17 protein-coding genes and 3 tRNA genes are annotated in these 22129 nt (G+C 71.3%); 9 read left to right on the top strand and 11 right to left on the bottom strand.

Features of this window, described 5'->3' with window-relative positions:
• Positions 1-33 precede the first annotated feature (33 nt).
• The gene (locus tag ACZ4U1_RS08810; RefSeq protein ID WP_467901353.1) at positions 34-1170 is read left to right on the top strand and encodes a hypothetical protein; all 1137 of its coding nucleotides are present in this window, start codon (positions 34-36) and stop codon (positions 1168-1170) included.
• On the opposite strand, the gene ACZ4U1_RS08805 is transcribed toward ACZ4U1_RS08810, so the two are convergent.
• From ACZ4U1_RS08805 to ACZ4U1_RS08790, 4 genes are all read right to left on the bottom strand, one after another.
• Positions 1167-2177, bottom strand: coding sequence for an HAD-IIA family hydrolase (locus ACZ4U1_RS08805; RefSeq protein ID WP_467901351.1), 1011 nt, complete (start codon positions 2175-2177; stop codon positions 1167-1169). The two genes, ACZ4U1_RS08810 and ACZ4U1_RS08805, sit on opposite strands and share 4 nt — an antisense overlap.
• Positions 2178-2347: 170 nt before the next feature.
• Positions 2348-3481 carry a hypothetical protein gene (locus tag ACZ4U1_RS08800; RefSeq protein ID WP_467901349.1) on the bottom strand — a complete coding sequence of 378 codons (1134 nt, stop codon included), beginning with the start codon at positions 3479-3481 and terminating at the stop codon, positions 2348-2350.
• Positions 3482-3503: 22 nt separating this feature from the next.
• Complete coding sequence (locus ACZ4U1_RS08795) at positions 3504-4928, bottom strand: hypothetical protein (protein ID WP_467901347.1); 1425 nt, start codon at positions 4926-4928, stop codon at positions 3504-3506.
• Positions 4929-4980: 52 nt separating this feature from the next.
• Complete coding sequence (locus tag ACZ4U1_RS08790) at positions 4981-5589, bottom strand: hypothetical protein (RefSeq protein ID WP_467901345.1); 609 nt, start codon at positions 5587-5589, stop codon at positions 4981-4983.
• Positions 5590-5935: 346 nt separating this feature from the next.
• Here ACZ4U1_RS08790 and ACZ4U1_RS08785 point away from each other — a divergent pair, with 346 nt between their 5' ends.
• Positions 5936-7273, top strand: a complete 1338-nt coding sequence (locus ACZ4U1_RS08785; protein WP_467901344.1) for an RCC1 domain-containing protein — start codon at positions 5936-5938, stop codon at positions 7271-7273.
• Here the strand turns inward: ACZ4U1_RS08785 and ACZ4U1_RS08780 are convergent.
• Positions 7267-8307 carry an NHL domain-containing protein gene (locus tag ACZ4U1_RS08780; protein WP_467901342.1) on the bottom strand — a complete coding sequence of 347 codons (1041 nt, stop codon included), beginning with the start codon at positions 8305-8307 and terminating at the stop codon, positions 7267-7269. The genes ACZ4U1_RS08785 and ACZ4U1_RS08780 overlap by 7 nt on opposite strands.
• 64 nt (positions 8308-8371) lie before the next feature.
• The gene (locus tag ACZ4U1_RS08775; RefSeq protein ID WP_467901341.1) at positions 8372-9910 is read right to left on the bottom strand and encodes an APC family permease; all 1539 of its coding nucleotides are present in this window, start codon (positions 9908-9910) and stop codon (positions 8372-8374) included.
• Between the two features lie 329 nt (positions 9911-10239).
• Between ACZ4U1_RS08775 and ACZ4U1_RS08770 the strand changes: the two genes are divergently transcribed.
• The 3 genes from ACZ4U1_RS08770 to pcp all read left to right on the top strand — a co-directional run bounded on the left by ACZ4U1_RS08770 (position 10240) and on the right by pcp (position 12583).
• Positions 10240-11490 carry an MFS transporter gene (locus tag ACZ4U1_RS08770; RefSeq protein ID WP_467901339.1) on the top strand — a complete coding sequence of 417 codons (1251 nt, stop codon included), beginning with the start codon at positions 10240-10242 and terminating at the stop codon, positions 11488-11490.
• 107 nt (positions 11491-11597) lie between these two features.
• Positions 11598-11906 (top strand): hypothetical protein, encoded by a 309-nt coding sequence (locus ACZ4U1_RS08765; RefSeq protein WP_467901337.1) that lies wholly within the window; start codon positions 11598-11600, stop codon positions 11904-11906.
• A 29-nt stretch (positions 11907-11935) separates the two neighbouring features.
• Positions 11936-12583, top strand: a complete 648-nt coding sequence (gene pcp, locus ACZ4U1_RS08760; protein ID WP_467901335.1) for a pyroglutamyl-peptidase I — start codon at positions 11936-11938, stop codon at positions 12581-12583.
• 101 nt (positions 12584-12684) lie between these two features.
• Here the strand turns inward: pcp and ACZ4U1_RS08755 are convergent.
• The 3 genes from ACZ4U1_RS08755 to ACZ4U1_RS08745 all read right to left on the bottom strand — a co-directional run bounded on the left by ACZ4U1_RS08755 (position 12685) and on the right by ACZ4U1_RS08745 (position 13089).
• Positions 12685-12761: transfer RNA gene (locus ACZ4U1_RS08755), tRNA-Ile, on the bottom strand.
• Between the two features lie 176 nt (positions 12762-12937).
• Positions 12938-13010, bottom strand: a tRNA-Asn gene (locus tag ACZ4U1_RS08750).
• Positions 13011-13016: 6 nt separating this feature from the next.
• Positions 13017-13089 (bottom strand) — tRNA-Asn (locus ACZ4U1_RS08745).
• Positions 13090-13248: 159 nt separating this feature from the next.
• Here ACZ4U1_RS08745 and ACZ4U1_RS08740 point away from each other — a divergent pair.
• The 4 genes from ACZ4U1_RS08740 (at position 13249) to ACZ4U1_RS08725 (ending at position 18822) form a co-directional block, all read left to right on the top strand.
• A complete protein-coding gene (locus tag ACZ4U1_RS08740; protein WP_467901334.1) occupies positions 13249-13554 on the top strand; it encodes a YtxH domain-containing protein in 306 nt (101 codons plus the stop codon).
• A gap of 64 nt (positions 13555-13618) precedes the next feature.
• Entirely contained in the window at positions 13619-15058 is a 1440-nt protein-coding gene (locus ACZ4U1_RS08735) for a xylulokinase (RefSeq protein ID WP_467901332.1), read from the top strand.
• Positions 15059-15160: 102 nt separating this feature from the next.
• Entirely contained in the window at positions 15161-16894 is a 1734-nt protein-coding gene (locus ACZ4U1_RS08730) for an ABC transporter ATP-binding protein (RefSeq protein WP_467901330.1), read from the top strand.
• Positions 16894-18822, top strand: a complete 1929-nt coding sequence (locus ACZ4U1_RS08725; protein WP_467901328.1) for an ABC transporter ATP-binding protein — start codon at positions 16894-16896, stop codon at positions 18820-18822. The genes ACZ4U1_RS08730 and ACZ4U1_RS08725 overlap by 1 nt, the downstream gene beginning before the upstream one ends.
• A gap of 49 nt (positions 18823-18871) precedes the next feature.
• Here ACZ4U1_RS08725 and ACZ4U1_RS08720 read toward each other — a convergent pair whose 3' ends face one another.
• Positions 18872-20164, bottom strand: coding sequence for an RNA polymerase sigma factor (locus tag ACZ4U1_RS08720; RefSeq protein WP_467901324.1), 1293 nt, complete (start codon positions 20162-20164; stop codon positions 18872-18874).
• 8 nt (positions 20165-20172) lie between these two features.
• On the bottom strand, positions 20173-22074 hold the full coding sequence (gene dnaG, locus ACZ4U1_RS08715) for a DNA primase (protein WP_467901322.1): 1902 nt from the start codon (positions 22072-22074) through the stop codon (positions 20173-20175).
• Positions 22075-22129: the final 55 nt, after the last annotated feature.

Raw genomic sequence — 22129 nt, 5'->3', positions numbered from 1 at the left:
CCCCTGTCACCGTCCACACCCGCCGGAGCCCCCATGCCCTCGCCCGTCCCGCCGCCGGAGCCCGCCACACCCCCGGGGACCACCGAGCCCGTCTCCCCCGTCAGCGTCACCGTCGGCGCCGTCGAGCACAGCGTCGACTTCGTCCGCCCCCGGCTGCGCGCCCGTGCGGCCCGGCGGCTGGCCCTGTACGCGGGGGTGCAGATCAACGGCGAACCGCACCTCGGGACCAACGTCATGCAGACGGCGGCCTTCCTGCTGGCCCGGTCCGCCCGGACCCGGCTCGGGGTGGAGGCCGAACTCCGCTTCGGTGCCCTGGACAACGCCCCGTACGAGACCCGCGTCTGCGAGCGCACCGGCACGCTGTACACGCGGTCATACCACCACGCGCTCGGCCCGGCCGGGATCGAGGAGCTGGTGAAACGGTTCTACGGCGGCCTGTTCGACGCGCTCACCGCCCTGACCGGGGTGCCGTACACCGTCGAGACGTACACCCGGCAGCAGCAGTCCCCCGCGTTCCGCGAGGAGTTCCTCGCCTCGCTCGCCCGGTGGGAGGAGCTGCGCTGGACGCTGGCCCCGTCCAGCGGGCACGTACCGGTCAGCTTCCCCTGCCCCGAGTGCGGCTGGCTGCAGAAGTCCGGCGAGCACACCGAACTCCTCGACGCGGGCGCCCGGCGGGCCCGGTTCGCCGCCGTCTGCCTCGACCACGGACGGTACGAGACCGAGGTACGGCCCGACGGCGAGGCCTGGCTCGGCCTGACCACCCTGCACCGCAACCTCGTCAAGGAGCGGCTGGCCGACCGGGACGAGGCGATGCCGGTCATCGTGAAAGGCGCGGACTGGGCGGCCGGGTGCCGGCTGCTGGACGAGGCGTTCCTCTGCTTCCCGGACAGCCACCCGCCGGCCCGCGTCTTCACCCCCGTCATCCTGTCCGCGTCCGGCGCCAAGCTGTCCAAGTCCCTGATGCGGGAGGGCAGGGCGGAGCTGTCGCCGGACACCCCGCCCTGGATGCTGGACGCGACCCGCTGGCCGGGCACGACGGAGCGGTACGCCGCGACACTGCACCGGGTGGTGTCGCTGATGCTGTCCGATCCCCGGCATTTCGAGCGGGGATACACCACCTCCGCAGTAGCGCGTACCTGGGCGGAGCTTGAGGCCACCGGCCTCGGCTAGGTCTCCGGGATCCGGTCCAGCACCGCCAGGGCCCGGGCCGGATCCGGTGTCCCCGGCACGGACCAGGCCGCCGTACAGGCCGCCCACAGCCCGGCGTCCAGCTCGCCGTGCCCCGCCAGCAGCACCTTCCCGTCCGTGACGCGGGCGTGCCAGCCCGCGCACCGCCACGACCCGTCCGGCTCCCGCTCCGCCGTCAACGGGGGCGCGCACAGCGCCCGCAGGTCCCGCCCGACATGGGTGGGTCTGCGGTGCGGCGGCGCGGCGAACAGGTCGGCGGGCGCGGTGCGGCCGGTGAGGACCAGCAGGCTGTCGTACCCGGCCCGGCGCGCGCCCTGCACGTCGGTGTCCAGGCTGTCACCGACCATCAGCGGCTGCCGGGCCCCGGTGCGCTCGGCTGCTTCCCGGAACAGGGCGGCCGACGGCTTGCCCGCGACCGCCGGCTCCGCCCCGGTGGCGGCCCGCACGACGGCGACCAGCGCGCCGTTGCCCGGTGCGACGCCCCGCTGGGTGGGCGCGGTCAGGTCGGTGTTGGTGACGATCCAGGGCACCCCCCGGGCCACCGCGTAGCCCGCCTCGGCCAGCTCCCGCCAGGACACCGTCGGCGTGAACCCCTGCACCACGGCGGCGGGCCCGTCCCGCTCCGACGCCACGGGCCGCAGCCCCTGCCCGGCGACCGCCGTACGCAGTGCCTCGGAACCGACGACCAGCACCGGCGCCCCCGGCGCGCACCGCTCGGCCGCGAGCCGTGCGGCGGCCTGTGCGGAGGTCACCACGTCCCCGTCCGCCACCGCCAGCCCCAGCCGGCGCAGTTCCCCGGCCAGCTCGGCGGGCGGCCGGCCCGCGTTGTTGGTCACGTAGGCGGTACGGCAGCCCGCGTCCCGCAGCCGGTTCAGCACCGGCACGGCGTGCGGCACGGGCCGCGAGCCGACCCGGACGACGCCGTCCAGGTCCAGCAGGACGGCGTCGTGGAGACGGGCCAGGATTCCGCCCTCAGCTCCGCCGCACATGCCACCTCCATACTCGCTCCCTCCCGGTCCGTGTATTGTCCGAACCGGTCACGAGAGCCGCCAGACACCGATCCGGACACCCAACTCCCGCAAAACCATGCTGAATTGACGCGCCCGGGTGGGGGCGGCCGGAGAGGTCCCGGCCCCGGCCGCCCCATCTGCTCCCGGCGTCACGCGATCTTCCGCCAGGTGCCTCCCCTCTGCAGGACGTACGTCCCGGTGGGCTTGCGCTGGCCGCCGCCGGCGCGCGGCGGGACGCTGCGCTGGAGGCTTCTGCGCTTGCCGTTGTCGTCCGGCTGCTTGGCGGTGGCACCGGACGGGCGCACCGTCTGGCACTTGTCGGGGTTGGTGTAGGTCTGCGCGACGACGGTGGAGGAGTTGGTGGTCGACGGGCCGTCCACCGCGATGTCCTTGACCAGCTTGCCGGTGCCGTCCACGTGCAGGTCGCCGACGATGCGGGACATGGAGTTGAGGGCGCCGAACTGGATCTCGTCGTTGGGCTTGAGCGTGAACGTGACCTCGGTGGTCTCGGTGTTGGTCATGCTCCAGGTGTGGTTCCAGGTGCCCTTGAAGGCGGCGGTGAACGCGCCGCGCAGCGCCAGGTGGATCAGGCTCTTGAACGCGCCGGTGGTGCTGCCCTTCTCGCTCATCTGGGCCGTGGTGGTGACCGTGTCCTCCACGGTGGCGCTCACGCTGGACGTGCTCTCCGAGGTGGTGTCCTGGTTGGGGCCCTTGTCCTTGGGCGCCGAGTGGTTGGTCTGGCTGCTCTTGCTGGTGTTCTCCTTGGTGGCGCTGCCCTTCGCCGCGTTCTGGAGCGTCTGCTGCGCCTGGACCTCACCGGTGGCCGAGCCGCTGACCTCGTTGTCGGTCCAGGCGGTGCCCTCGATGGTGCCGCTGCCGGAGATCTCGCCACCGAGGTTGTCGGTGCTGGTGGTGTCCAGCTCGACCGTGCGCTTGACGGTCATGTCCGAGCTGGTGCAGTTGATGGCGCCGTTGGACACCGAGTAGACGGCGCTGGTGAACTCCCGCTTGCGCTCGGGGTCCAGCTTGAAGGAGCAGCTGTACCGTTCCCGCTGTCCGCACAGGGAGGTCACCTCGTCCACCGACTTCAGCGGCTTCTTCCCGTCGAAGGCCCGCGGTGTCGGCATCGCCTCGATGCCGTAGCCCGCGGCCGGGCCGCTCAGGGGTGCGGCCGCGGAGGGGAGCGCGGCGGTCAGGGTGAGGGCGGACAGGACGGGAAGCAGGACGAGCGTGCGACGGGTTGCCGATCGCCGGCGCCGGGCGGGTCGCGCGGTGTGTGCCATGGGTGTGTCCTTTCGTGGGTGGTCAGTCGCGGGCGAGGGAGCCGTCGGCGGTCAGCGGAACGGTGTGGGTCTTGATGCCCTTGGGCGCCGCGCCGGCCGGCACCAGGTGCGGGGCGGTCCGCAGCGTGGGCGCGCCGATGGTGTTGTCCGGGGTGCGGGAGTTGTCGCGGGCGTCGGCGCAACGGGCCAGCTCGACCTTGCTCATCGGGCCGGTGCGCTGGTAGAAGCGGTCACCGAAGGAGCCGGAGGGCACGTCGGCGAAGACGTCCATCCGCTCGTGCTTGGCGTCGTTGATCAGGGTGCCGGCGAGCCGTTCCCGGGCCGCCTGGACCTCGACCCAGCTGACTTCGCCGGGCTGCACGGTGACGGAGAGCGTGCGCTGCTCCTTGCGCCCGTAGAGCAGCGGGTTGTTCGTCTCCATCTCCAGCGGGTTGCCGTCGGCACGGGTGAAGCCGGCCGCGATCTGAGTGGCGACGTTCTGGTAGCCCTTCAGCAGGTTGGTCGAGTGCGGCTGCTGCTGGGTGGCCGTTTGCACACCCTGCGGACCGACCTGCGGCTTCTGCGCGTCGTTCTCGTGCGCCGCGAAGTACTGGGTGACGTTGTCGTACGGCAGCTCCTCCCAGTTCACCGGGCGCTCGTCGGTGATGGCGTTGCGGGTGCAGTTGATGTACGCCTGGCCGACCATGCGGGGCCGGTCGTAGTACCGGTAGGAGTACCGGTCGTCCTTCTCGAAGTGGCAGGTCTTGGGGCCCGCAAGGCAGCTCTGCACCACCAGTCTGGGTTCGGTGGGCATGCGTCCCTGGTACGCCTCGGGCATGGGCAGCCGCGCCTTCTTGAGGTCGTACGGCACCGGAGCCGGGTTCTGCCGGGCCCGGAAGTGGGTGACCAACGGGCCGCACTTGGACGCCTTGGGGTAGGACCAGCTGATCTTCGGGTTGTTCTCCGCGGCCGTGAAGGAGTACGAGCGTCCCTCGTGCCAGTGCGGCTTGCCGGACGTGGTGGTGTCCGTGGTGACGTCCTGCGCCGATTCACCCTGTGTGCCGGCGACGGCCACACGGTACTGCTGTCCCTTGGTGGGGTCGTCGGTCCCGCAGCCCGTGAGCGGGCTGGGGCTGTCGTCCCAGGTCACGGTGACCTCGGAGCCCTTCTGTACGCGCCACAGTCGGGTGCTGAGCGTGCCGGCGGCGCCGTTCCTGGTGAGCGAGGCCGCCTGGAGTTTCGCGGGGTGCTGCGCGAGGGCGGCGGAGAACAGCGCGGTGTTCTGGCCGTCCCATGCGTTCGGCGCCGTGTTCTGGGCGCCGGTCGGCACGTTGGGCAGGGCCAGGTCCGGGTTCTCGATCGGCACGTCGACCGAGTCCTCGGCGTGCGCGCCGGCGGGCAGGGCGCCCAGCGCGAGCGAGCTGCCGAGCAGCACGGACAGGGCATACGTCAGGGGGCGTCGGGGCATGTGTGTCTCCTTGCACGAAGTGAGGGGGCGTGGCCTGGGCGGTCTTGGGGGGTCAGCAGGTCCACCAGGAGGACTGCGGCACGATGACCTGGTCGTCGGTCAGCCGGTCGCGCATGCCCGAGGTGACGTGGCACTGCTGGCCGACTCCGTCTTCCGGAGCCGCGGACCGGGAGACGGCGTCGAAGTCCTCGTGCTTCTGCTGGTAGGTGTTCTGGTCCTTCTGCCAGGCCTTCTGCGTCTCGCCCGTGATGGGCTCGCTGCACTTGTGGAAGTTGTCCACCTGGCACTTGTCGTTGGCCTGCTGGTTCTTCGCGATGGCCCCGCACTGTTCGCTCGCCGGGATGCCGTTGATGCCCGCACTGGCGCAGGGGTTGGTGCCGGGGGGCGACGGCACGGGTGAGCCCGAACCGATCGACGGCGGCTTGGGCTGTCCGGGGTCCGCCGGCGGCGGCGCCGTCTGGGTGTCGGGCTTGGGCGCGGGGCTGAACGAGGCCGCCGGGCTGGACGACTCCGACCCGGGCAGCGGGTCGGCCGCCTTGGCCACCGCCGCCGTGGGCACGGCGGCGACCGGGGTCAGGCTGCCGAGGCCCAGGGCGGAGACGCCCGCCACGGTGACGAGTCCGGCCGCGAGCAGGGCACGGCGCACAACGGGAACACGCATGGTTCTCCTTCGGTCGTGAGGGGGGAGGGGCGGCGGCCACAGAGCCACACCCGGAGGGGGGCCGCCGGTCTCACACTCCGGCACGTCGTTGATCGCCGCCATTCGAACTTGCCCCGTTTTGCGCCGATTGCAGCGAAGTGACTCCGACTGGCCTCAAGCGGACGGGACTTTGGCGTAGCCAAGGTCCGGGCGGCCACCGCCCAAAGGCGTGAACTCGGGTCGTCGGAGGCCGAAAAGCGATTGGGACGCGGCAGACATGTTGCTGGACGCCCCGAAGCGAGAGGGCGGACCTCCCCCAACTTCGGCGCCAGGCTTACGCCGTGGTGCCCGAGAGAACGGAAATCCCATGAACTCCAAGACCCGTGGGCTGCGCCTGCGCGCCACCCTGACCGTCATAGCCACCGCGACCGTTCTGGGTGCGGCAGCGGCCCCCGCCCTCCCCGCCGAGGGGAACGACCCGCTGGTGTACTCGTGGGGCGCCAACGCCGGTGGACAGCTGGGCAATTCGCTGACCGCCGAGCGGTACGCGCCGGCACCCGTCCCGTCCCTGCCCAAGCAGGACGTCCAGGAGATCGCAGCCGGTGGAGGCGCCAGCGACGGCTGGGGCTTCGCCGTGGTCCGGCGCTCCGACAACACCGTGTGGACGTGGGGCCAGAACGACAAGGGACAGCTCGGCACGGGACCCAACGACCCCGACCACAACGCCTCCCTGGGCAAGGTGCCGGGGCTCACCAACATCAAGGACGTGGCCGCGGGCGGCCAGCACGTACTCGCCCTGCGCACGGACACCGGCAAGGCCGACGGCGTCTACGCCTGGGGCCTCAACGACAACGGCCAGGTCGGCGACCACTCGAACACCACCCGCTCGGTCCCCAAGCTGGTCCAGAGCATGCACGGCGGCAAGCAGGTCGCGGCCGGATGCAACCACAGCATGCTCCTCACCGACAAGAACACCGTGATGACCTGGGGCAAGAACAACCTGGGCCAGCTCGGTGACGGCAAGAACACGGACCGCAACACCCCGGCCGAGATCCCCGGCCTCACCGACGTGACGGAGATCGCCGCCGGCTGCGACTACAGCCTGGCCGTGAAGTCCGACGGCACGGTCTGGGCCTGGGGTGACAACTCAGTGGGTCAGCTCGGTATCAACAAGGACAAGGGCGACGTCGCTTCCAGCAACAAGCCGGTCCAGGTCCAGGGCCTGCCCGCGAGTCAGACCGGTCAGACGAACCCGTCCGACCAGACCGGCGGGACGGAGGCGGGGACGGAGACGGCCCAGGGCACGGGTCCGACCGTGCTGGACATCGCCGCCGGCTGGGACCACGCCTACGCGCTCTACTCCGACAACAAGGTCTACGGCTGGGGCAACAACGACAACGGGCAGCTCGCCGACGGCACGAAGATCACCCGGACGAGCGCCCAGGAAGCCGTCAACCTGCCCTCGGTGGCGTCGATTTCGGCGGGCAAGGGCTACGGCCTCGCCGTACGGACCGGTGACCAAGGAAAGACCAACGACATCATCGGCTGGGGTCTGAACAACCACGGCCAGCTCGGCGGCGGTGACACCACCACCCACGACCTGAACGACAACGACCAGTACGTCACGATCTTCCCGCAGGAGGGGGAGCAGAACCCGTTCACCCACGTCACCGCGGGCAACAGCCAGTCCAGCTACGCCTACTGACCCGGCCTGACCAACCGAACCCGATGGCTGTCGGTCTCCGCCACCAGCAGGCCCCCGTCCGCGGGCAGGACGAGCGCCCGTGGCAGCCGCAGCCGAACGCCCGACGCGGGCCCGCCCTCCACCTCGTGGGAGGGCGGGCCCCCGGCCACGAGATGCAGCACACCGTCCGAAGTCCGCGCACACACACGCTCGTTGAGGGAGTCGGCTATGTACAGCGAACCAGCACCGTCGAGGTCGACCCCGCGCGGCTGGTGCAACCGCCCGTCCTCGGCGCCGGGTTCACCGGTGCCCGCGACGGTACTGATCACACCGTCCGGCTCCACCACCCGCACCCGGTGCGAGAAGCAGTCGGCTATGTACAGCCGGCCGTCGGTGTCGACGGCGAGGTCGATCGGATGGTGCAGGGCACTGGCGGGGCCGGGCACGGCGTCCGCGCCGGAGCCCGGTTCGCCGGTGCCGGCCACGGTCCGGATCACGCCGTCGGCGCCGATGGCCCGGACCCGGTGCCCGCCCCACTCGGCGACGTACAGGGTCCCGTCGGCGCCCAGGGCGAGCCCCCGGGGCTCGGTGAACCGGGCCGCGGCGGCGGGGCCCCCGTCACCGGCGTAGCCGGCCTCGCCGGTGCCGGCGACGGTGGTGATGACGCCGTCCCGGTCGATGCGCCGGATGCGGTGGTTCCAGTAGTCGGCGACGTACAGGGCGCCGTCGGGGCCGACGACCAGCCCGCCGGGCTCGTTCAGCCGGGCTTCGTCGGCGGGGCCGCCGTCGCCGCCGTAGCCCGGCTCGCCGGTGCCGGCGAAGGTGGTGATGGTGCCGTTGCGGTCGACGCGCCGGACGCGGTGCCCCTTCCACTCGGCGACGTACCAGGCGCCGGAGGACGGGTCCACGGCGAGCGCTCGGGGCTGGTTCAGTACCGCCTTGACCGCGGGCCCGCCGTCGCCGCCGTACCCGGGTTCGCCGGTGCCGGCGACGGTGACGACGACCCCGTCGGCGAGCGCGGGGCGTGGAGTTCCCGAACCGTTGCTGACCGTCATGCCGCCCTCCAGGCAGGGGGTGTCGGTTGGCGTCGCTCCTGGTGCCTGACCAGCGTAGGAGCGGTCAACTCGGGTCGGTAGAGCGGTCGTCGGCCACATACCGGCGGCCGGAGCGCACCGCCCACTCGAACACCCCGGCGGCGAAGACGACGACAACGAGGCTGTCGTAGGGCTGCCGGAGCAGTCCGGAGCCGCCGAAGGAGCCGAGCGCGGAGCAGCACAGCAGTCCCGCCAGCCACACCGGCAGCCAGGCGCCGTCCCGCAGCTCCCGGCGCAGCGGGAACCGGCCCCGGCCGGAGCGGACCAGCCAGGACAGCGGCACGCCGGCCAGGGCGAGGGGCAGGGTCAGGTGCAGGCGGTGCCAGGTGGACCAGTACACGAACAGGGTGGCCACGAGGAAGCTGAGCGGGGCGACCCAGCGCATCGCGCCGGCGGGCTGTCCGGCGGGGCGCAGGGCGGCCGAGGCGACGGCGGAGGTGGCGTACACGAGCAGGAAGAGGTTGCCGAGGGTGCCGACGACGTCCTGCCAGGTGCCGAACGGGAGCAGGTAGACCGTCATCACCGTGACGTTCAGGGCGAGCGCGCGGCGCGGGATGCCGGAGCCCGCGTGGACGTTCAGGAACCAGCGGGGCAGCATGCCGTTCTTGGCGAGCGCGTACGTCCGCCGGGCGTTGATGCCGACCCCGACGAAGGTCGCGCCGCCGGGTGAGACGACGGCGTCGGCGTACAGCAGCATGGCCAGCCAGTGCAGGTTGATCAGCAGCGCCAGCTGGCCGAACGGGGAGGTGAAGTCCACGCCCCGCCAGCCGTGGGCGAGAGCGCTGTCCGGGACGGCGAGGAGGAAGGCGAGCTGGAGACCGGTGTACAGCAGGATGGCCAGCCCGATGGCGGTCGGCACCGCCCTGCGCAGGTGCCGTCGGGGATCGCGGGCCTCCCCCGCCAGGTCGACGGGCGCCTGGAAGCCGTTCACGGCGTAGATGACCCCGCCCGCCGAGAGGGCGGCCAGGCCCGCGGACCAGCCGTAGGGGGCGAAGCCGCCGTGGTCGGTGAGCCGGTGCGGGTGGAAGCCGGAGGCCAGCAGCAGGACGACGGTCAGGACCGGCACGGACGTCTTGACGAGGGTCAGGACGATGTTCACCCGGGTGAAGAGGCGTACGCCGAACCAGTTGAGGGTGGCGAACACCAGGGTGCAGGCGACCGCGACACCGACCCCCGGCCAGCTCAGCCGGCCGTGCGCGTGCAGTTCCGGGAACCAGCGGGTCAGGTACTGCACGGTCGCGGTGACCTCGGCCGCGTTCGCGCCGACGGACAGCAGCACCGCCCAGCTGATGACCCCGGCGACGAGCGGACCGTTGGCGTACAGCGGCCAGCGCACCGTGCCGCCCGCCTCCGGCATCCGGGCCGCGAGGTCCACCAGGACCAGGGCGACGAGCATGGCCAGCGCGCCGGCGGCCAGCCAGGACAGCAGGGACAGGGGCCCCGCGGTCTGTGCCGCGTACATCGCGCTGAACAGCCAGCCGGAGCCGACGATGTCACTGAAGCCGACCGCCGTCAGCGCCCAGAAGCCCAGGTGTCTGCGGAGTTTGCGCTCCTCCCGGCGCACGGCGTCGGGGGCGGCCGGTATGGCCCTGGATAACGGCTGCTGTGGTTCGGGTCCTTGCGGCGATGAGGTTCGTTCCACGCTCCCTCGCTTCCCGCGCCCGCGCTGAGCGACGCACGGGCGCCGCGAGATTCACCACGGCGTCGCACGTTCGCGTGCCCGCGCATTGACGTCAAACCAGCTGATAGTTGGCTCATCAGCGGCAAGTCGCCGGTATGGGTGCTTATTGCTGCATTCGGGCCGAAGTCCTGCAAAGACGCTTACGGTCGTCAAGGAAACGCACGAACACCCGCGCCCCCTCCCCCGGGAGCGGCGGCGCCGAGGGAAGCGCCATGCACACCTTCCGAACCGTTCGAAGCTTTCCGCCGACCATCCGTCTGCTCCTCGTCAACCAACTCGGCATCGACGTCGGCTTCTACCTCCTGATCCCCTACCTCTCCACCCACCTCAGCGACGACCTCCACCTGTCCGCGGCGGCCACCGGCGCCGTCCTGGGCGCCCGCCAGCTCAGCCAGCACGGCCTGTTCGTGGTGGGCGGCACGGCGGCGGACCGGCTGGGCGCGCACCGGGTCATCCCGTTCGGCTGCGCGGTGCGCACGGCCGGTTTCGCACTCTTCGCCTTCGGTGACGGCGCGGCTACCGCGCTGGCCGCCTCGGTGCTCAGCGGACTGGCGGGCGCGTTGTTCTACCCCGCGGTGCGCGCCTACGTCGCGGAGGCCGCCGGCGACCGCAAGACCGAGGCGTTCGCCCTGTTCAACGTCTTCGCCACCACCGGCGGGCTGCTCGGCCTGCTGCTGGGCAGCGCGCTGTGCCTCATCGACTTCCGGGTCACCGCGCTCGCCGCGGCCGCCGTCTTCGCCCTCCTGACGGTGGCTCAGCTCTTCGCGCTCCCCGAGCACCACGTCCGCCCCGCCGCCCGCCCCGTGTTACGCGACTGGCGCGAGGCCCTGGGCAACCACGCCTTCCTGGCCTTCGCGCTCACCATGTCGGGCATGTCGGCGCTGGAGAACCAGGTGTACCTGCTCTTCACCGAGAGCGCCCGCCACACCTCCGGCTGGAACGGCGCCGCGGCACTGCTGCCCCTGGTCGGCACGGTGGCGAACCTGCTCCTCCAGCTCCGCGTCACCACCCTGATCCGGCTGCGGGGCGGCACCGAGACGTGGATCGCCCCCGGCGTCCTGCTGATGGCGCTCGGCTTCCTCCCCCCGGCCCTGACGGACGACGCCACCCCGGCCGCCGGGGCACTCGACACCGCCGTACACCTCGCCCCGCTCCTGCTCGGCTCCCTCCTGCTCCACCTGGGCGTGATGGTCGCCCAGCCACCCACCATGGAACTGGTCGCGCGCTACGCCACCGACCGCATGACGGGCACCTACTTCGGCCTGTTCTACGTCCTGTCCGGCACCGTCGGCGCAGCCTGCACCAGCGGGGTCGGATGGGTGATGGACCGGGCCGGGGCGAGCGGCCGGGCCTGGCTGCCCTGGGTGTGCTGCGCCGCGCTCGGCACCCTGTCCGCGACCGCCGTCGCCGTCCTCCAGCGACGCCGCGCACTGCCCAGCGACCCTGCGGTGACGTACGCCTGACGATGCGTCTGCCCGGGCGAACACTCGGCAAAGGAAGCACAACAAATCAAACAAACGGGGAGTAAACCGCACGGCAGCACGAATCCGCCACAGAAAGGACAGAATCTTTGCGCAAGTTCCTCGCCGTCGCCGGCGCCACCCTCATCACCGCCCTCTCCGGAGCGGCCTGCACCCCCGCCATGGCCGCCTCCGGCACCGGCGCCGGGACGGCCAACGGCACGCTGATCATCAACGGCAGGCCGTACACCAACCCGAGCGGCTGCTACCCGGCGGGCGGCTTCATGGTGTCCGTCGTCAACCACACGGACAAGACGGCCTACATCTACCCCAACGGCGGCTGCTTCGGCCAGTACGAGGGCTGGGTCCTGCCCGGCGGCCAGGCCCAGATGAACGGCGCCTCCGTCCGCATCGACTAGCAACTCCACCCCACCGAAAGGAAGTTCACATGACCCGTGTACTGGTGACGGGCTTCGAGCCGTTCGACAAGGACACCTACAACCCCTCCTGGGCCGCGGCCCAGCTGCTGGAGAAGAACCCGCCGGACGGCGCCGAGGTGAAGGCCGTCCAACTGCCCTGCAAGTACGGCGAGTCGCTGAAGGTGCTGCGCGAGGCGGTACTGGAGACGGACCCGGCCCTCGTCATGTCGCTCGGCCTCTCCGGCCGCTGGGGCATCTCGATCGAGCGTGTCGCCATCAACGTCGACGACTGTCCCGTCGCCGACAACGCCGGCCGTACGCCGAGCGGCGAGCCCATCGTCGCCGACGGCCCCAACGCCTACTTCTCCAGCCTCCCGATCAAGCGCTGCGCCGCGGAGGTGCAGAAGAACGGCATGTACGCCGAGCTGTCCCAGACCGCCGGGACCTTCGTGTGCAACCACGTCTTCTACGGTCTGATGCACCTGCTGGCCACCGAGGGCAAGCAGCGGCGCGGCGGCTTCGTCCACATCCCGCACACCCCCGAGATGCCCGCCGTCGCACGGGGCCAGGCACCCTCGCTCCCGGTGGAGATCACCGCGAAGGGCCTGCGCATCGTCCTGTCGACCGCGCTGGCCCACGAGACGGACATCGACGTCGCCGTCGGGGCGACCCACTGACGATCTCGGCCCCGCTCGGGTGAACGGTGGCCGCCGTCTCGGCGTGGCGGCCACCGTCCCCGCACCACCACAGGTCACATCGTTTCTGCGCCTGTGGTGCCTGGTGGGGCGGGTGGGACTCGAACCCACGGCCGACGGATTATGAGTCCGCTGCTCTAACCGGCTGAGCTACCGCCCCATAGCGGCGTGTCGCGTACAAGTGTGCGCGCCGTCTGCCGCAGCATAGCCGCTCATACGATCTCCTGCCTCGGATGGTCGGCTTCTGCGCTGCTCATGACCTTGAGGACACCGCCGCGGGTGCGGCGGTTCCCGCGGACATGAAAAAGGACCCCCAAGGGGTCCTCGTTCACTGCGCTCCCCCGACTGGACTCGAACCAGTAACCTGCCGGTTAACAGCCGGCTGCTCTGCCAATTGAGCTACGGAGGACCGAAGCTCCCCCGACTGGACTCGAACCAGTAACCTGCCGGTTAACAGCCGGCTGCTCTGCCAATTGAGCTACGGAGGATCGCCTCGATTGCATCGAACGTACCTACCCGGGTATTCGCCAGGGGGCGGGCGCTCGCTGCGACACATACATTAGCGCAAGCAGGGGGGTGCTCCGCCAATCGGTATCCCCCGGCGCCAGCGCCGCACCAGAGACCTACGCACGGGAAGGGTGGCAGCCATGCGCTACCGGCTCACGTTCCTCGCCGGACTGGCCCTCGGTTACGTACTCGGCACGAGGGCCGGACGCGAGCGCTACGAGCAGCTGAAGAAGTCGGCCCGACAGATCGCGCAGAACCCCGCGGTGCGGAACACCGCCGAGACCGCCGCCCAGCAGGGCCGGGTCTACGCCGGCAAGGCCTTCCACACAGTCGGCCACAAGGTCGGCGACCGGGTCCCGGAGTCGGTGGCCCAGCGGGTCCGCTCACTGCGGGAGCGCAACGTCGACGGCCACGGCGAGGACGACTGGGGTACGAGCAACACGTAGGGGGCGGGAACCCGCCGCCCGGCGGATCACCGGCACCCCCGCCGATACGGCAAAATTCCTTGGCATGGGGATAGTCGCCGGTTTGGACAGCTCACCGGAGTTCACGCGCATCGTGGTCTGCGACACGGACACCGGTGCCGTACTACGGCAGGGGTACGCCCCGCACCCGATGGAGGGACGCCCGAGCGACGTCGACCCGCAGGCCTGGCTGCTCTCCCTCGGGGAGGCGGCCGGCGGCGGCCTGCTGGAGGGCGTGCAGGCCATCGGGGTCGCGTCCCAGCAGAACGCGGTCGTGCCGCTGGACGCCCAGGGCAACACCGTCCGCCCGGCCCTGGTCGGCGCGGACAAGCGCGCCCAGGTCGCGGCCGCGGACCTGGTGGACGCGCTGGGCGGCAAGGAGGCCTGGGCGCAGGCCGTCGGCTGTGTGCCGCAGGCGGCCCAGCCGGTCACCAAGCTGCGCTGGCTCGCGAAGAACGAACCGGAGAACGCGCGGCGCACGGCCGTGCTGCTCCAGGCCCACGACTGGCTGGTCTGGCAGCTGCTCGGCCGGCCGCTGCGCCGGACCACCGACCGCGGCGGGGCCTCCGGCACCGGGTACTGGTCGGCGGCCACCGGCGCCTACCGGCCCGACCTGGTCGAACTGGCGCTCGGCCACCAGGCGATGCTGCCGGAGGTGATCGGCCCGGCGGACGCGGCCGGCACCACCCCGGAGGGGCTGCTGATCTCCGCGGGCACCGGGGAGACCATGGCCGCCGCGTTCGGGCTGGGCATCGGCCTCGGGGACGCGGTCGTGTCGCTGGGGGCGTCCGGGTCGGTGATGGCCGTCCACCCGGAGGCGCTCGCCGACCAGAGCGGGATGATCACCTCGCTGGCCGACGCCACCGGCATGCACCTGCCGGTCGTCACCACCCTGAACGCCGTGCGCACCCTGCGCGGCACCGCCGAACTCCTCGGCCTGCCGGACCTGGAGAGCCTGTCCGACCTGGCGATGAAGTCCACGCCGGGCTCGCACGGGCTGGTGCTGCTGCCCTACCTGGAGGGCGAGCGGACGCCGAGCCTGCCGCACACCGCGGGGACCCTCGCGGGGCTGCGGCGCGAGTCGATGAAGCCCGAGCACCTGGCGCGGGCCGCGTTCGAGGGCATGCTGTGCGGGCTCGCCGACGCGCTGGACGTGCTGCGCGGGCGGGGCGTGGAGGTGCGGCGGATCTTCCTGCTCGGCCCGGCCGCCGAGCTGCCCGCCGTGCAGGCCTCGGCGCCGTCGCTGTTCGGCGCGCAGGTCGTCGTACCGCAGCCCGCGGACTACACGGCGATCGGCGCGGCCCGGCAGGCGGCCTGGGCGCTCGGTGTGTCGCAGGGCACACTCGACCCGCGGACCCCGCCGGCCTGGCAGGGCGCGGCGGCGCAGGTGCTGGAGCCCGGTGAGGAGCTGCCCGTGGGGCAGGCGGTGCGGCAGCAGTTCACCGCGGTGCGGGAGCAGACCCATCCGGGAGCGTTCCGTCCCTGAACCGGGTGGAGTTAATCGGTTGAGGTAACGCGGGTGGAGTGTCCGACGATAGGGGCCAAGGGCAACCGTCCAGCCCCTGTCGCCGACTCCGAGAGACGTAGCGTGCTCATACGACTTCTGCGGACCTATCTCAGGCCCTACAAGAAACCCATCGCCTTGCTGGTGGTGCTGCAGTTCCTGCAGACCTGCGCCACCCTCTACCTGCCCACTCTGAACGCGGACATCATCGACAACGGTGTCGTGAAGGGGGACACGGGTTACATCCTGTCCTTCGGCGCCCTCATGATCGGTGTCTCGCTGGTGCAGGTGGTGTGCAACATCGGTGCCGTGTACTACGGCGCGCGGACCGCCTCCGCGCTCGGTCGGGACGTGCGCGGGGCCGTCTTCGACCGGGTCCAGTCCTTCTCCGCGCGTGAGGTGGGTCACTTCGGGGCGCCCTCCCTCATCACCCGTACGACCAACGACGTGCAGCAGGTCCAGATGCTGGCCCTGATGACGTTCACGCTGATGGTGTCGGCGCCCATCATGTGCGTGGGCGGGATCGTGCTGGCGCTCGGCCTGGACGTGCCGCTGTCCGCGGTCCTGGTCGCGGTCGTGCCGGTGCTCGGCGTCTCCGTGACGCTGATCGTGCGCCGGCTGCGTCCGCTGTTCCGGTCGATGCAGGTCCGGCTGGACACGGTGAACCGGGTGCTGCGTGAGCAGATCACCGGCAACCGGGTGATCCGCGCCTTCGTCCGGGACGAGTACGAGCAGGGCCGGTTCGGGAAGGCCAACGCCGAGCTGACCGACATGCAGCTGGCCACCGGCCGGATGCTCGCCCTGATGTTCCCGATCGTGATGACCGTGGTGAACGTGTCGTCCATCGCGGTGGTGTGGTTCGGCGCCCACCGGATCGACAGCGGCGGGATGGCCATCGGCGACCTCACCGCGTTCCTCGCCTATCTGATGCAGATCGTGATGTCCGTGATGATGGCCACCTTCATGTTCATGATGGTGCCGCGCGCGGAGGTGTGCGCCGAGCGCATCCAGGAGGTCCTTGGCACCGATTCCAGCGTCGTACCGCCGAAGTCCCCCGTCACCGAGCTGCGCGCGCACGGGCACCTGGAGATCCGGGGCGCGGGCTTCCGCTACCCGGGTGCCGAGGAGCCGGTGCTGAGGTCCGTCGACCTGGTGGCCCGGCCGGGCGAGACGACCGCCGTGATCGGCTCCACCGGCAGCGGCAAGTCGACGCTGCTCGGACTCGTCCCGCGGCTGTTCGACGCCACCGAGGGCGAGGTCCTGGTCAACGGCACGGACGTCCAGGAGGTCGACCCGCGGCTGCTCGCGAAGACCGTCGGGCTCGTACCGCAGAAGCCGTACCTGTTCGCGGGCACCGTCGCCACGAACCTTCGCTACGGCAATCCGGACGCCACCGACGAGGAGCTGTGGCACGCGCTGGAGGTGGCGCAGGCCAAGGACTTCGTCAGCAAGCTGGAGGGCGGCCTGGACGCGCCGATCGCGCAGGGAGGCACCAATGTCTCCGGCGGCCAGCGGCAGCGGCTCGCCATCGCCCGCACGCTGGTGCAGCGCCCGGAGATCTACCTCTTCGACGACTCCTTCTCCGCGCTCGACTACGCCACGGACGCGGCCCTGCGCGCGGCGCTCGCCCGGGAGACCGCCGAGGCGACCGTCGTGATCGTCGCCCAGCGGGTGGCGACCATCCGGGACGCGGACCGGATCATCGTGCTGGACGAGGGCCGGGTGGTCGGCACCGGCCGGCACGCCGAGCTGATGGCATCCAACGAGACCTACCGGGAGATCGTGCTCTCCCAGCTGACGGAAGCGGAGGCCGCCTGATGGCCGGGCCCATGGGACGCATGATGGCCGGGGGCGGCCCCGACCAGCGCTCGATGGACTTCAAGGGGTCGGGCAAACGGCTCGTCGCCCAGTTCAAACCGGAACGGCTCACCATCTACGGCCTGCTGGCGTGCGTGGTCATCAGCGTGGGTCTCAACGTGATCGGCCCGAAGATCCTCGGCCGGGCCACCGACCTGGTGTTCGCCGGCATCATCGGCCGGCGGATGCCGGACGGGGCCACCAAGGAGCAGGTGCTCGACTCCATGCGCGAGCGCGGCCAGGGCCAGGTCGCGGACATGCTGAAGGGCACCGACTTCACGCCCGGCCAGGGCATCGACTTCGGTGCCGTCGGGGACGTCCTGCTGCTCGCGCTCGGCACGTTCCTGGTCGCGGGCCTGCTGATGGCGGTCGCGACCCGGCTGGTGAACCGGGCCGTGAACCGCACGATGTACCGGCTGCGGGAGGACGTGCAGACGAAGCTGTCGCGGCTGCCGCTGTCGTACTTCGACAAGCGGCAGCGCGGTGAGGTGCTGTCCCGGGCGACCAACGACATCGACAACATCGGGCAGACGCTCCAGCAGTCGATGGGCCAGCTGATCAACTCGGTGCTGACCATCATCGGCGTGCTCGCGATGATGTTCTGGGTGTCCTGGATCCTGGCGCTGGTCGCGCTCGTGACCGTACCGCTGTCGTTCGTGGTCGCCACCCGGGTCGGCAAGCGGTCGCAGCCGCACTTCGTGCAGCAGTGGCGCTCCACCGGCAAGCTGAACGCGCACATCGAGGAGATGTACACCGGGCACACCCTGGTGAAGGTGTTCGGGCGGCAGGAGGAGTCGGCCGAGCAGTTCGCCGAGCAGAACGAGGCGCTGTACGAGGCCGCGTTCAAGGCGCAGTTCAACAGTGGTGTCATGCAGCCGCTGATGATGTTCGTGTCGAACCTGAACTACGTGCTGGTGGCGGTCGTCGGCGGTCTTCGGGTCGCTTCCGGTGCCCTGTCCATCGGTGACGTGCAGGCCTTCATCCAGTACTCGCGGCAGTTCTCGATGCCGCTGACCCAGGTCGCGTCGATGGCGAACCTGGTGCAGTCCGGTGTCGCCTCGGCCGAGCGGATCTTCGAACTCCTGGACGCGGAGGAGCAGGAGGCGGATCCGGTGCCGGGCGAGCGGCCGGAGGAGCTGCGCGGGCGGGTGCGCCTGGAGCACGTGTCGTTCCGGTACGACCCGGAGAAGCCGCTGATCGAGGACCTGTCGCTGACGGTGGAGCCCGGGCACACGGTGGCGATCGTCGGCCCGACCGGCGCGGGCAAGACCACGCTGGTCAACCTGCTGATGCGGTTCTACGACGTCTCCGGCGGCCGGATCACCCTGGACGGGGTCGACATCCGGAGGATGACCCGGGACGAACTGCGGTCCGGGATCGGCATGGTGCTCCAGGACACCTGGCTGTTCGGCGGCACCATCGCGGAGAACATCGCCTACGGCGCCTCGCGCGAGGTCACCCGCGGTGAGATCGAGGAGGCGGCCCGGGCGGCGCACGCGGACCGGTTCATCCGCACCCTCCCCGACGGCTACGACACCGTGATCGACGACGAGGGCACGGGCGTCAGCGCCGGTGAGAAGCAGCTGATCACCATCGCGCGGGCGTTCCTGTCCGACCCGGTGATCCTCGTCCTGGACGAGGCGACGAGTTCCGTGGACACGCGCACGGAGGTGCTGATCCAGAAGGCGATGGCCAAGCTGGCGGCGGGCCGCACGTCGTTCGTGATCGCCCACCGGCTCTCCACGATCCGGGACGCGGACACGATCCTCGTGATGGAGAACGGGTCCATCGTGGAACAGGGCGCGCACACCGAGCTGTTGGCGGCGGACGGGGCGTACGCCCGGCTGTACAAGGCCCAGTTCGCGCAGGCGGTCGCCGAGGTCGACTAGGCGAGGGGGGCCGCCGCGCGGGCGGCGGCCCCTCAGTCCAGGTAGCCCCTCAGTCCAGGTAGCCCCTCAGCTGGTCCGCGAACGCGTGGTCGCGGAGCTTGTTCAGGGTCTTGGACTCGATCTGCCGTATCCGCTCGCGGGTCACGCCGAAGATGCGGCCGATCTCCTCCAGGGTGCGCGGGCGGCCGTCGACCAGGCCGTACCGGAGCTGGACGACCTTCCGCTCGCGCTCGCCGAGCGTGGACAGGACGGCCTCCAGGTGCTCGCGCAGCAGCAGGAAGGCGGCGGACTCCACCGGGCTGGTCGCGTCGCCGTCCTCGATGAGGTCGCCGAGCGCGACGTCGTCCTCCTCGCCGACCGGGGCGTGCAGCGACACCGGCTCCTGGGCGAGGCGCAGCACCTCGCCGACCCGCTCGGGCGGCAGGTCCAGGTGGGCGGCGACCTCCTCCGGCGTGGGCTCGTAACCGCGCTCCTGGAGCATCCGCCGCTGGACGCGGACGACCCGGTTGATCAGCTCCACGACGTGGACCGGGACGCGGATGGTGCGGGCCTGGTCGGCGAGCGCCCGGGACATGGCCTGGCGGATCCACCAGGTGGCGTAGGTGGAGAACTTGTAGCCGCGCGCGTAGTCGAACTTCTCCACGGCCCGGATCAGCCCGAGGTTGCCCTCCTGGACGAGGTCCAGCATGGTCAGGCCGCGGCCGACGTACCGCTTGGCCACGGAGACGACGAGCCGCAGGTTCGCCTCGATGAGCCGCCGCTTGGCCACCCGGCCCATGACGACGAGCCGGTCCAGGTCGAGCGCCAGCTCGCTGTCCAGGTCGGGGGTGCTGCCCAGCTTCTCCTCCGCGAACAGGCCGGCCTCCACCCGGCGGGCGAGTTCCACCTCCTCGGCGGCGGTGAGCAGCGGGATACGGCCGATCTCGCGCAGGTACTGGCGGAACAGGTCGGCGGAGGGCCCGCCGGACTCGGGGCGCGCGACGACGGGAACCTCGACGGGTTCCTCGGGCTCGTCCGCGAGCGCGTCGGCGGACGGCTCCACCGTCTGTGCCCGCACGGCCTCCGGGTGCAGGGCGGCACGGCTCTGCGGGGGTACGGCCGCGAGGACGTCCGTGTCCGCGTCCGGCTCGTCCGCGGTGGTACCGGTGGCGCTGGTGCTGCGGTGGGTCTGGGCGAGGGTCTGGGTCTGCACGGGGGCGACCTCCAGGATGATCGCTGCTGAAGGTGTGCGGCAGCGTGCGCTCCGAGGCTGGGGCACCGCCCCCAGTGTGGGGTACGACACAACCCCGCCACGAGGGTCGTGCGGTGACTTTTTGCGTCCGGTCCGTGACCGGCTGGTCATCCCGGTGGCTAGAGGGCCGACGGACCCTCGTCCTGCAGGGCCCTGTCGTACCTGGTGAGAATCATCATCTCGTTCTGGATGGCGGCCGACTGCGCCGGATCGGAGTGCCCGAGCCGGGTCAGGGCGCTCTGGAGGTCGGCGAGCCGGCGGGCCACGGCACGGCGACGGACGGTGACCAACTGCTCGCCGGCGTAGGTCTCGTCGACCGTACGGCGCATGATCGCCTCCACCGCCAGCTCCGTCACCATCGCCCGGACCGTGTCGTCGGGGGCCGCCTCGCGGACGCGGACCAGGTACTCCTGCGGGTCCTGGACGCCGTACTCGGCGCCTCCCGCTTCGGCGATCGCCTGGCGCACCGCCGCGTAGGGAGGAGCGGTGAACTCGTCCACGCCGTAGGCGTCGAAGGCCGGGGAGACCAGCTCAGGGCGCTGGAGAGCGAGTTTGAGCAGTTCCCGCTCGGTGGCGTAGACCGGGTTGCGCAAGGTGAGCGCGGGGCCGGAGTTCGTGGGGCGCGGGGACTCGGGCCACTGCTGTTCGGGCCGGCGGCGCCGGTCCTCCTGCTGGGGGCCCTTGCCGTCGCGGGCCCAGCGGGCCAGCTGGGCGACCCGGCGGACCACGAACTGGGTGTCGAGGATGCCGAGCATGCCGGCCAGCTCGACGGCGACCTCGTGCTGCGCGCCACTGTTCTTGATCTTGGCGACGATCGGGGCGGCCTCGTCCAGGGCCGCGGCGCGCCCCGCCGGGGTGTCCAGGTCGTACCGGCTCACGATCTGGCGCAGCGCGAACTCGAAGAGGGGCGTGCGCGGTTCGACCAGGTCCGCCACCGCCTCGTCGCCCTTGGCGAGGCGCAGGTCGCACGGGTCCATGCCGTCCGGCGCGATCGCGATGTACGTCTCCGCCGCGAACTTCTGGTCGTCCTCGAAGGCGCGCAGCGCGGCCTTCTGCCCGGCCGCGTCACCGTCGAAGGTGAAGATCACGCGGGCGCTGCCGTTGTCCATCAGCAGCCGGCGCAGGATCTTGATGTGCTCGCCGCCGAAGGCCGTACCGCAGGTCGCGATGGCCGTCGTGACACCGGCCAGGTGGCAGGCCATCACGTCCGTGTAGCCCTCGACCACCACCGCACGGCTGGACTTCGCGATCTCCTTCTTCGCCAGGTCGATGCCGTACAGCACCTGGCTCTTCTTGTAGATCGGCGTCTCGGGGGTGTTGAGGTACTTCGGGCCCGTGTCCGCCTCGTACAGCTTCCGGGCGCCGAAGCCGACGACCTCGCCGCCGATGTCCCGGATCGGCCACATCAGACGGCCCCGGAAACGGTCGATGGGGCCCCGGCGGCCCTCCTGCGACAGGCCGGAGAGGACCAGCTCCTTGTCGGTGAAGCCCTTGCCGCGCAGATAGCGGGTGAGGTGGTCCCAGCCCTGCGGGCTGTAGCCGACGCCGAAGTGGACGGCGGCGGCCTGGTCGAAACCGCGCTCGGCGAGGAAGATCCGCCCGGTCTCGGCCTCGGCGCTGGTGGCGAGCTGCTCCGCGTACCACTGCGCGGCGATCTTGTGCGCCTCGACCAGGCGGATCCGCTCGCCGCGCTGGTGCGCCGGGTTGTACCCGCCCTCCTCGTACCGCAGCGTGATGCCGGCCTGCGCGGCCAGCCGCTCGACCGCCTCCGAGAAGGAGAGGTGGTCCACCTTCATCACGAAGGTGATGGTGTCGCCGCCCTCCTGGCAGCCGAAGCAGTGGAAGAGTCCCTTGCTCGGGCTGACCTGGAAGGACGGCGACTTCTCGTCGTGGAACGGGCACAGGCCCTTGAGGTTGCCGCCGCCCGCGTTGCGCAGCTGGAGGTACTCGGAGACCACGGCGTCGATCGGGACCGCGTCCCGTACCGCCTTCACGTCCTCGTCGTTGATCCGTCCTGCCACGCGTGAATTCTACGGGGGTGCGGTGACAGTCCCGGTGCTCCCGGAGGTCGGGTGG

This window comes from Streptomyces sp. NPDC028928 (assembly GCF_055564915.1).
The sequence above is the reverse complement of the archived record's forward strand: the minus strand, read 5'-3'. Positions and strand labels throughout refer to the sequence as shown.

Excerpts from the sequence above, each read along its gene's own strand:
- ACZ4U1_RS08810 (WP_467901353.1), top strand. The coding sequence starts at position 34 with ATGCCCTCGCCCGTCCCGCCGCCGGAGCCCGCCACACCCCCGGGGACC.
- ACZ4U1_RS08805 (WP_467901351.1), bottom strand. The coding sequence starts at position 2,177 with ATGTGCGGCGGAGCTGAGGGCGGAATCCTGGCCCGTCTCCACGACGCC.
- ACZ4U1_RS08800 (WP_467901349.1), bottom strand. The coding sequence starts at position 3,481 with ATGGCACACACCGCGCGACCCGCCCGGCGCCGGCGATCGGCAACCCGT.
- ACZ4U1_RS08795 (WP_467901347.1), bottom strand. The coding sequence starts at position 4,928 with ATGCCCCGACGCCCCCTGACGTATGCCCTGTCCGTGCTGCTCGGCAGC.
- ACZ4U1_RS08790 (WP_467901345.1), bottom strand. The coding sequence starts at position 5,589 with ATGCGTGTTCCCGTTGTGCGCCGTGCCCTGCTCGCGGCCGGACTCGTC.
- ACZ4U1_RS08785 (WP_467901344.1), top strand. The coding sequence starts at position 5,936 with ATGAACTCCAAGACCCGTGGGCTGCGCCTGCGCGCCACCCTGACCGTC.
- ACZ4U1_RS08780 (WP_467901342.1), bottom strand. The coding sequence starts at position 8,307 with ATGACGGTCAGCAACGGTTCGGGAACTCCACGCCCCGCGCTCGCCGAC.
- ACZ4U1_RS08770 (WP_467901339.1), top strand. The coding sequence starts at position 10,240 with ATGCACACCTTCCGAACCGTTCGAAGCTTTCCGCCGACCATCCGTCTG.
- pcp (WP_467901335.1), top strand. The coding sequence starts at position 11,936 with ATGACCCGTGTACTGGTGACGGGCTTCGAGCCGTTCGACAAGGACACC.
- ACZ4U1_RS08740 (WP_467901334.1), top strand. The coding sequence starts at position 13,249 with ATGCGCTACCGGCTCACGTTCCTCGCCGGACTGGCCCTCGGTTACGTA.
- ACZ4U1_RS08735 (WP_467901332.1), top strand. The coding sequence starts at position 13,619 with ATGGGGATAGTCGCCGGTTTGGACAGCTCACCGGAGTTCACGCGCATC.
- ACZ4U1_RS08725 (WP_467901328.1), top strand. The coding sequence starts at position 16,894 with ATGGCCGGGCCCATGGGACGCATGATGGCCGGGGGCGGCCCCGACCAG.
- ACZ4U1_RS08720 (WP_467901324.1), bottom strand. The coding sequence starts at position 20,164 with ATGACCAGCCGGTCACGGACCGGACGCAAAAAGTCACCGCACGACCCT.